Source organism: Kitasatospora sp. NPDC004669 (assembly GCF_040609455.1).
In the GTDB taxonomy this organism is placed as follows: domain Bacteria; phylum Actinomycetota; class Actinomycetes; order Streptomycetales; family Streptomycetaceae; genus Kitasatospora.
In genome coordinates this window covers 15,639-22,236 of the sequence record NZ_JBEXKB010000102.1, presented here as the reverse complement: position 1 = coordinate 22,236, position 6,598 = coordinate 15,639, and the positions used below count along the sequence as shown (strand labels likewise).

At 71.4% G+C, this 6,598-nt stretch carries 6 protein-coding genes and 3 pseudogenes; 5 read left to right on the top strand and 4 right to left on the bottom strand.

Annotation, left to right across the window (positions count from 1 at the left end; genetic code table 11):
• Window positions 1–445 precede the first annotated feature (445 nt).
• Complete coding sequence (locus ABZW30_RS42540; protein ID WP_355676683.1) at window positions 446–919, top strand: hypothetical protein; 474 nt, start codon at window positions 446–448, stop codon at window positions 917–919.
• A gap of 169 nt (window positions 920–1,088) precedes the next feature.
• Here the strand turns inward: ABZW30_RS42540 and ABZW30_RS42535 are convergent, their stop codons facing one another.
• The gene (locus tag ABZW30_RS42535; protein ID WP_355676682.1) at window positions 1,089–3,053 is read right to left on the bottom strand and encodes a heavy metal translocating P-type ATPase; all 1,965 of its coding nucleotides are present in this window, start codon (window positions 3,051–3,053) and stop codon (window positions 1,089–1,091) included.
• 98 nt (window positions 3,054–3,151) lie between these two features.
• Between ABZW30_RS42535 and ABZW30_RS42530 the strand changes: the two genes are divergently transcribed.
• A complete protein-coding gene (locus ABZW30_RS42530) occupies window positions 3,152–3,517 on the top strand; it encodes a metalloregulator ArsR/SmtB family transcription factor (protein WP_355676681.1) in 366 nt (121 codons plus the stop codon).
• A gap of 119 nt (window positions 3,518–3,636) precedes the next feature.
• On the opposite strand, the pseudogene ABZW30_RS42525 reads toward ABZW30_RS42530, so the two are convergent.
• From ABZW30_RS42525 to ABZW30_RS42515, 3 genes and pseudogenes are all read right to left on the bottom strand, one after another.
• Window positions 3,637–3,894: pseudogene (locus ABZW30_RS42525) on the bottom strand (response regulator); the annotation flags it as partial.
• A pseudogene (locus ABZW30_RS42520) lies at window positions 3,894–4,001 on the bottom strand (sensor histidine kinase); the annotation flags it as partial. The pseudogenes ABZW30_RS42525 and ABZW30_RS42520, both read right to left, overlap by 1 nt.
• Before the next feature lie 169 nt (window positions 4,002–4,170).
• Window positions 4,171–4,764: a TetR family transcriptional regulator gene (locus ABZW30_RS42515; RefSeq protein WP_355676680.1), complete on the bottom strand. Its 594-nt coding sequence runs from the start codon at window positions 4,762–4,764 to the stop codon at window positions 4,171–4,173.
• A 121-nt stretch (window positions 4,765–4,885) separates the two neighbouring features.
• Between ABZW30_RS42515 and ABZW30_RS42510 the strand changes: the two genes are divergently transcribed.
• From ABZW30_RS42510 to ABZW30_RS42500, 3 genes and pseudogenes are all read left to right on the top strand, one after another.
• Window positions 4,886–5,143, top strand: a complete 258-nt coding sequence (locus ABZW30_RS42510) for a hypothetical protein (protein WP_355676679.1) — start codon at window positions 4,886–4,888, stop codon at window positions 5,141–5,143.
• A 169-nt stretch (window positions 5,144–5,312) separates the two neighbouring features.
• Window positions 5,313–5,642 (top strand): annotated as a pseudogene (locus ABZW30_RS42505) (Scr1 family TA system antitoxin-like transcriptional regulator); the annotation flags it as partial.
• Window positions 5,643–5,770: 128 nt separating this feature from the next.
• Window positions 5,771–6,565, top strand: a complete 795-nt coding sequence (locus tag ABZW30_RS42500; RefSeq protein WP_355676678.1) for a hypothetical protein — start codon at window positions 5,771–5,773, stop codon at window positions 6,563–6,565.
• The last annotated feature ends 33 nt before the right edge of the window (window positions 6,566–6,598 follow it).

The window sequence follows — 6,598 nt, the reverse complement described above, 5'->3', positions numbered from 1 at the left end:
GCGACACCCAGCCCCCTTCCACTGACAGACAAGGCGATCATGTCAGCCTGCCGGCCACTCGGGTGTCGCTTTGCGATTTTCCCAACGGAGTCCTGAAGCCCCGGGCTTCCTCGGCAGAATCAGGTGAGGATGTCCCCCGACCTGGGCGTTGAGCGGGCGTTTACGGCACCCGGGGAGGATGGGCCATCACTGGGATCACGGGAGGTCATACGATGCCTGGTTGGTCAGGAGGCAAGCCGATGCCTGATGTGACAGGCGGGAGCGCCGACAGCGATGCGGCGGCCCCCACCGAGACGACCACGACCGAGGCTCCGGCCACCGATCCTTCGACGGGCGCCGACCAGCCGGAAGGCACGGGCGAAAGCACGCCGAACAACTGAGGCGTCGCTGACCTGCGGCGGCCGGGTCCCCCGGGCGCCGCAGTGTCGTGTCAGGTTCCAGGTCCATGCCGGTCGATCAGGCGCAGCACCGGATCGCGGCCGAGCTCGAAGGGGTCGCCGCGGTCTTCCATCCGGGGCTCCAGTGGACCGAAGCTAGGTACTACAGCCTGGCCGATACCACCGGGTTCTGCGGTACCCAGGGGTGTAAGAAGACCGGCCGCGCGGAAGTGCTCGCCGAGCAATGGGGCCGGGTCCGGATCGGGCCGGAGAAGCAGAACGAGCAGCTCGATGCGGTACAGAGGCTCTGGACCGCGAAGGGGTACGGGGTCCGACGTGAGCAGCGGCTGCTGGAGGTGAAGGATTCGCGGCAGCACCTCCAGTTCCTGATGCGCGCGGATGGCTGTGCCGAGCTGCACGTTTCCGTGTCCGATGTCGCCGACTCCACCGAGCCTGATGGATCAGGCGGATTCACGCAGGGGCCCCGGGAGTCCCGCGAGTCGGAGTGCGCGACCGTCGACGACCCTTACTGGTCGCACTGACACCGCAAGCCCGCCCGGCCCGAGGAGGTCGGGCCGGGCGGGCTCGGCGGTCTCTCTCCCCTTGGGTCAGCCGGCTCTCCTAGCACTGTGACCGACAAGGTTCCCAGGGTTGGCAACGGTGATGCCTGAGCCTGTTGGATGTGACGACATCCGATTCGGCGCGGGGACCCTAACCCCGGGCCTTGGTCCACGCCGCCTCGCGCAGCAGTCGCAGGCCGTTGAGGCCGACGATGACGGTCGAGCCCTCGTGGCCGAGCACGCCGAGCGGCAGTGGGAGGGTGGCGACGAGGTCCCAGACGACCAGCACCGAGATGAACACCGAGGCGATCACCAGGTTCTGCACCACGAAGCCGCGTGCCCGCCGGGAGAGTGCCACCACGGCCGGGACGGTGGCGAGTTCGTCGCGCACGATGACGGCGTCGGCGGTCTCCAGCGCCAGGTCGGAGCCGGCCCGGCCCATGGCGATGCCGGTGTGGGCGGCGGCCAGGGCGGGGGCGTCGTTGACGCCGTCGCCGATCACCAGCACCTTGCGGCCGGCCGTCTCCTGCTCGCGGACGGCGGCGACCTTGCCCTGCGGCAGCAGTCCGGCCCGCACCTCCGCGATGCCGACCTCGGCGGCCACCGCGGCGGCGGCGCGCGCGTTGTCACCGGTGAGCAGCGTCGGCACGCGGCCGGTGAGGCCGGTCAGCGCGGACACCGTCGTGGCGGCGTCGGGGCGCAGCCGGTCGGCGATCCCGAGCACGCCGACCGGGACGCCGTCCGCCTCCACCAGGACGGCGGTGCGGCCGCGCTCCTCCAGCTCGGCCACGGCCGCCGAAGCCGCGCCGGAGCGCCCGTTGAGCAGCCGCTCGGGCGCGCCGACCGCGACGATCCGGCCGTCGACGGCGGCGGTGACGCCGACGCCGGGGACGGAGTCGAAGTCCTCGACGGCGGCCAGGGCGAGCCCGCGGGTCCGGGCGGCGTCGACCACGGCCCGGGCGAGCGGGTGCTCGCTGGGGTGCTCGGCGGCGGCGGCCAGGGCCAGCAGCTCGTCGTCGTCCAGGCCCGAACCGGCCAGCGGGCGGATGTCCGTGACGCGCGGGGTGCCCTCGGTCAGGGTGCCGGTCTTGTCCAGGGCGACGGCGTCCACCTGCCCGAGCCGCTCCATCACCACGGCGGACTTGACCAGCACGCCGTGCCGTCCGGCGTTGGCGATGGCGGAGAGCAGCGGCGGCATGGTCGCGAGGACCACGGCGCACGGCGAGGCGACGATCATGAAGGTCATGGCCCGCAACAGCGAGCCGGTGAAGGCCGCGCCGAGGGCGAGCGGGACGGCGAAGACGGCGAGGGTCGCGATCACCATGCCGATCGAGTAGCGCTGTTCGACCTTCTCGATGAACAGCTGGGTCGGCGCCTTGGTCTCGGAGGCCTCCTCGACCATGGCGACGATCCGGGCGATCACCGAGTCGGAGGCGTCCCGGTCGACCTTCACCCGCAGGGCGCCGGTGCCGTTCAGGGTGCCGGCGAACACCTCGTCGCCGGGCTGCTTGGCGACGGGCAGCGGCTCGCCCGTGATGGTGGCCTGGTCGACCTCGCTGGCGCCGTCCAGGACCCGCCCGTCGGCGCCGATCCGCTCGCCGGGCCGGATCAGCACGGTGTCGCCGACGGCCAGCTCCTCGGTCGGGACGCTCTCCTCGGTGCCGTCGTCCAACAGCCGGGTGGCGGTGGCGGGTGCGAGGTCGAGCAGTCCGCGCACCGAGTCGGCGGTGCGGGCGGTGGCCAGGGCCTCCAGGGCTCCGGAGGTGGCGAAGATGACGATCAGCAGCGCGCCGTCCATGACCTGCCCGACGGCGGCGGCGCCGAGCGCGGCGACGATCATCAGCAGGTCGACGTCGAGGGTCTTCTCGCGCAGTGCCTGGAGGCCGGCCCAGGCGGGTTCCCAGCCGCCGGTGGCGTAGGCGAGGGCGTACAGCGGGCCCCAGGCCCAGGCGGGGGCGCCGGTGAGCTGGAGCGGCAGCGCGATCAGGAAGAGCAGGGTCGCGGCGGCGGCCCAGCGGGCCTCGGGGAGGGCGAGGACCCGGGTGCGGCGGCGCGGGGCGGTGTCCGGGCGCGGCGCGGCGGTGGGCGCGGGGCGCTCGGTCAGGGTGGTGGGCATGCGGACGGGACCCTTCGGGGCAGGGTGTGGCCGGTGACTCAACCACCATACATGAACATATGAACGCTCCTTCATGTATGAGTTGTAGTATTGCCCGCATGGGTCATGGAGCCGCCCCCGCCACCGCCGTGCCGCACACACGCCTGGACGCCACCAGCGCCGCCCGGGTGGCCAACACCCTGCAGGCCCTGGCCACCCCGTCCCGGCTGCTGATCCTCTCCCGCCTGCGCGAGGGGCCCTGCGCGGCGACCGAACTCGCCGCCGAGGTCGGCATGGAGCAGTCCGCCTGCTCCCACCAGCTGCGACTGCTGCGCAACCTCGGCCTGGTGGTCGGCCAGCGTCAGGGCCGCTCGGTCGTCTACGCGCTCTACGACAACCATGTGGCCGCCCTGCTCGACCAGGCCGTCTACCACATCGAACACCTGCGCCTCGGGCTCACCGACGAGCCGGACACCCTGGAGTAACAGGCGAGGAGGCCCCCGTACCGGCCGGGGGACCATCCACCCCTCGCAGCGGACACCGGACCCGGTCAGCTCCCCAGGAACCGCAGGACCGCCGGCACCCTGCGGTTGGTGCCGTCGTCCCGCGGCTCGACGTACTGCGACAGCACCAGCACTCCCACCCGCGGATGCTCGGACCGAAGCCGCAGCGCGGCCCGCAACCCCTCGTCGGTGCGGCTCGGCGGCATGCGCACGTCCACCACGGTGACGTCCGGGGGCTCGGCGGCCACTGCGGCCAGCAGCGCGTCCGCGTCCCCCACCGCGGCGGTCACCTCATGCCCTTCGTCGGCCAGCAGGCGGACCAGACCCGCGCGCAGCAGCGCGGAGTCCTCGGCGATCATCAACCGCACGGCAGCTCCGTCACCACGTACGTGGGGCCGCCCGGCGGACTGTCCACGGTCAGGCGCCCGTCCAGCGCGGCGATGCGGCGCGCCAGCCCGGCCAGTCCTCGTCTTCTACGGCCGCGTCCCGGTGGATTCCCTCAAGCTCGACGGCGATGGCCGCATCTTCGACCAGCTCATCGCCTGGGACCCGGAGGCGTAGACCCTTCCGAAACGATCAGCGGTGCCTCGCCCGGCCCGGGCGAGGCACCGCTTCATTGCCGTGCGCCAGGCTTGTCAGCTTGCGGGCCTCGTCAGGCGGCGGACCAGGGTGACAACGGCCTCCCGGTCCGTTGCGGGGTCGGTCGTGCCGGAGAGGAGCAGGCGGACCATCTGCGGCAGCGTGAACCACGCGTTCACCAGACCGATCACCGCGAACATCAGCCGCCCCGGATCCACCTCATCGGCCAGCTCCCCGGCCCGCTGCGCGGCCGCGACGGCGGCGACCTTCTCACCGTAGTGCGCGGTGCGTTCGGGCCCGGCCGCCAACTCCTCGGACGCCGCGCCACGTTGCAAGCCCTCCCAGGCCAGCAGGCGGGAGAAATGCGGGTTCGCCGAGTGGTAGTCGAAGATGTGTCCGGCGTAGTCGCCGAAGTCCCGTCCCGGCGCGAGGACGAGCGGCACCGCTTCCGCCAGCTTGCCGAGTTCGGACGTCAGCACGGCGGAGAAGAGCTGCTCCTTGTTGCCGAAGTACTGGTAGATCCGCTCCTTGTTGACTCCCGCCCGGGTGGCCACCCGGGCGATCCGGGCACCGTCCGGGCCGAACTCGGCGAACTCCTCGACCGCGGCGTCGAGGAGGAGTTGCTGTGTGCGTGCGGTGTCCCAGGCCATGGGGCAACGATAACCCAAATCTCCAACCCTTTGGTTGGACATTCGCGCACACGTCTGCCAGACTCCAACCGAAGGGTTGGAGATTTGAGCTCCAGCCGCTCGCCAAGGGGAGGAACGCGCCATGAACACCGACACCATCACCGCGCCGGCACCCGCAGCTCCGTCCGTGCACCGCCGGGCACTGCTCACCTGGCTCGCCGTCTACCCGACCATCACCGCCGCCTTCGTCCTGCTCGGCCCCTACCTCGGGCACCTGCCACTGGCGCTGCGGACCCTGGTGATGACCGGCCTGGTCGTCCCGGTCGTCGTCTACGCGCTGATGCCGCTGCTGCTCAAGGCGGAGACGAAGTTCGCCCGCCGCCACGGTCGTCGGAAGTAGCGAGCAAGGATGGACGAACTCGCGCTCTCGGCAACTCTCGCGTCGGCCGGTCCGACCTGTCGCGGTCCGGTCGATCCGGCCAAGCTGGGCCGGCTTCATCGTCATGTGCGTGCGACGCTGAGGACCTGATCCCCTACCGAGACCCACCAATAGTGGGGCTGGGTGCGGGTGGGAATCCGCACTGCGCGCCCTGGCGTGCCCACCGGCCGTGATGGCCGCGCAGCTCGACCGGCTCAGCGGTGTGATCGGCCTGGACACCGTCTCGCTGGGCATCGTGCCATTCGAAGCATCGCTCAAGTTGCCGCCCGCCAACGGGTTTTGGATTCACGACGAGCGGCTCGTCATCGTCGAGGACTGGCACGCGGAGCTGTGGCTCGATCAACCGGAGAACGTGGCGCTGTACCTGCGTGTCCGGGACACGCTGGCCAGCGCAGCCGTCTACGGGCTGGATGCCCACAAGGTCATCACACGGTGCCGCAGGGCTCTCGGGGCTCTCTGAAGAATCGCCGCGAACCCCACCTGCCGGGTGCCGGAATATCCGAGAATCACCCGCCCATTGACGCTTTCCGTGCACCTACCGTGCTGGTCAATGGCAGCATTCAGCGCTGCCGAGGAAAGGGGAAGACCATGCCCGTCTTCGACGAGGGCAAGCACGGCGGGGGCTCCGGCTCCGGGAACGTCGTCACGGTCGAGGTGGACAAGGACAACGCGACCGACGCGCAGCTCCGACTTGCGCGGGCCAGGTACTCGCCGACGCTCGTGGTCGGCGATCGAACGACGGGGTGTCCGGGCGGCGCGCCGTTCGATCGGGTGATCGCCACCTGCTCGATCCGCCGGGTACCGAACGCATGGGTGGCCCAGACCCGCCCCGGCGGGATCATCGTCGCTCCGTGGGGCCCGGAGTACGGCGGGGAAGCCGTGGTTCGGCTCACGGTCGGCGGCGATGGTACGGCAAGCGGCCGGTTCGTCGGCTCGTCCGCCTTCATGCGTTTGTGCCAGCCGCGCTCCGCCCGTCCCAGCAGCCTGGAGTACCTGTCCGGGCCGTGGCCGGCGGGCGGGGCAAAGTCGGCAACGTCCGTTTCTCCGGAGGACCTTGGCGGGTGGCTGGCCATGTTCGCCGTCGGGGCCCAAGTGCCCGGAGCATTCCCGCTGACCGAGCGGTACGCCGACGGCTCGTACACCCTGTGGCTGCACGACACGGCCATCACGTCCTGGGCCACCGCCGACTGGGAACCCGACCGCGCCGCCTACGAGGTGGCGCAGTCCGGCCCCCGCAGCCTCTGGGACGAGGTGGCGGCCGCCTGGCGTTGGTGGGACGACCAGGATCGCCCCGGCTTCGACCGCTTCGGGCTCACCGTCACACCCGACGGCCACACCGTGTGGCTGGACAGCCCGGACAACCCGGTGCCTCTCCGAAACTGAAGGCGGCGGTGCCTCGCCCAGGTTGGGCGAGGC

What these genes read in the sequence shown, in the direction of transcription:
- ABZW30_RS42540 (WP_355676683.1), top strand. Translation starts at nt 446, where the DNA reads ATGCCGGTCGATCAGGCGCAGCACCGGATCGCGGCCGAGCTCGAAGGG.
- ABZW30_RS42530 (WP_355676681.1), top strand. Translation starts at nt 3,152, where the DNA reads ATGGGTCATGGAGCCGCCCCCGCCACCGCCGTGCCGCACACACGCCTG.
- ABZW30_RS42515 (WP_355676680.1), bottom strand. Translation starts at nt 4,764, where the DNA reads ATGGCCTGGGACACCGCACGCACACAGCAACTCCTCCTCGACGCCGCG.
- ABZW30_RS42510 (WP_355676679.1), top strand. Translation starts at nt 4,886, where the DNA reads ATGAACACCGACACCATCACCGCGCCGGCACCCGCAGCTCCGTCCGTG.
- ABZW30_RS42500 (WP_355676678.1), top strand. Translation starts at nt 5,771, where the DNA reads ATGCCCGTCTTCGACGAGGGCAAGCACGGCGGGGGCTCCGGCTCCGGG.
- ABZW30_RS42535 (WP_355676682.1), bottom strand. Translation starts at nt 3,053, where the DNA reads ATGCCCACCACCCTGACCGAGCGCCCCGCGCCCACCGCCGCGCCGCGC.